Raw genomic sequence first — 1,145 nt, forward strand, 5'->3', positions numbered from 1 at the left:
GGAGGAGCGCCCGGGCGAGGCCGCACTGCTCGATGCCGGCACGCTGCCGTTCGTCCAGTCGGCGATGACCGTGGGAGCGGGTGTGCTGCGGTCGTCGGCGACTATGGAGACGCTCCACGCCCGGCTGGTCCACCTGGGCCATGAGCGGCGCAGCACGGTTCCCACGCCGGAAGCGTGGGAGACCACCAATGTGCACACGGTGGCAGTTACCCTCGAACGTCATGCGATGTTGCGCGAGGAGACCCGCGGCGGTCACTGGCGGGAGGACTTCCCGGTGCGCGACGATGATCACTGGCGGGGTCACCTCGCCAGCACATTGGACCCCGACGGGGTCCTGGAAACGAAATTCCAGCCGATGAGGGAGACACAATGAGTCTGGCCGAGCCGGTAGCGAGCGCATTGCGCGACGCGGGCCTCGACCCGCTCTATGTGGAGGATCTGGTGCGGGCGACGCTCGAGGAGGATCTGGCGGGCGGTATCGATGTCACGACAGAAGCGACGGTCCCAGAACAGCAACAGGTCATGGCCACACTCACCGCCCGTGAGGCGGGGATCGTCGCCGGTCTGCCGGTGATGGAGGCGGTTTTCGCCGCTGTCAGCGACAGCGTGACCTGTGAGCGACGGGTGGCCGACGGCAGCTGGGTCGAGCCGGGGACGCCGGTGTTGACCGTGTCCGGGCCCGGCCGTGAGGTCCTGCTGGCCGAGCGGACCGCGCTCAATCTCGGGTCGCACCTGTCCGGTATCGCCACGGCGACGAGCGACTGGGCCGAGGCGCTGAACGGCACGCGTGTCGTGGTGCGTGACACCCGGAAGACCACGCCGTTGTTGCGCCCACTGGAGAAGTACGCGGTACGCGTCGGGGGAGGGGAGAACCACAGGTCGTCACTTTCGGAAGCCGCGCTGATCAAGGACAATCACGTGGCCGCTGCCGGTGGGATCAGCGCCGCGTACCGCGCCGTGCGGCAGGCAGCGCCGGACCTGCCGGTGGAGGTCGAGGTGGACGACGTCCGGGGCGCGATGGAAGCCGTTGAGGCCGGGGCGGAGCTGGTACTACTGGACAACTTCTCCGTCGAGCAGGTGCGGGAGGCCGTCGCCGCGGTCGGCGGCCGCGCACGGCTGGAGGCCAGCGGCGGGCTGTCGCTCGA

The 1,145-nt window shown here is 69.4% G+C and carries 1 protein-coding gene and 1 pseudogene; both read left to right on the top strand.

Features of this window, described 5'->3' with window-relative positions:
• Nucleotides 1–373 (top strand): annotated as a pseudogene (locus ELR45_RS39795) (L-aspartate oxidase); the annotation flags it as partial.
• A partial coding sequence (gene nadC, locus ELR45_RS31080; protein WP_205857620.1) for a carboxylating nicotinate-nucleotide diphosphorylase occupies nt 370–1,145 on the top strand: 776 nt, incomplete at its 3' end. The pseudogene ELR45_RS39795 and the gene nadC, both read left to right, overlap by 4 nt.

The organism is Phytoactinopolyspora endophytica (genome assembly GCF_004138495.1).
In the GTDB taxonomy this organism is placed as follows: domain Bacteria; phylum Actinomycetota; class Actinomycetes; order Jiangellales; family Jiangellaceae; genus Phytoactinopolyspora; species Phytoactinopolyspora endophytica.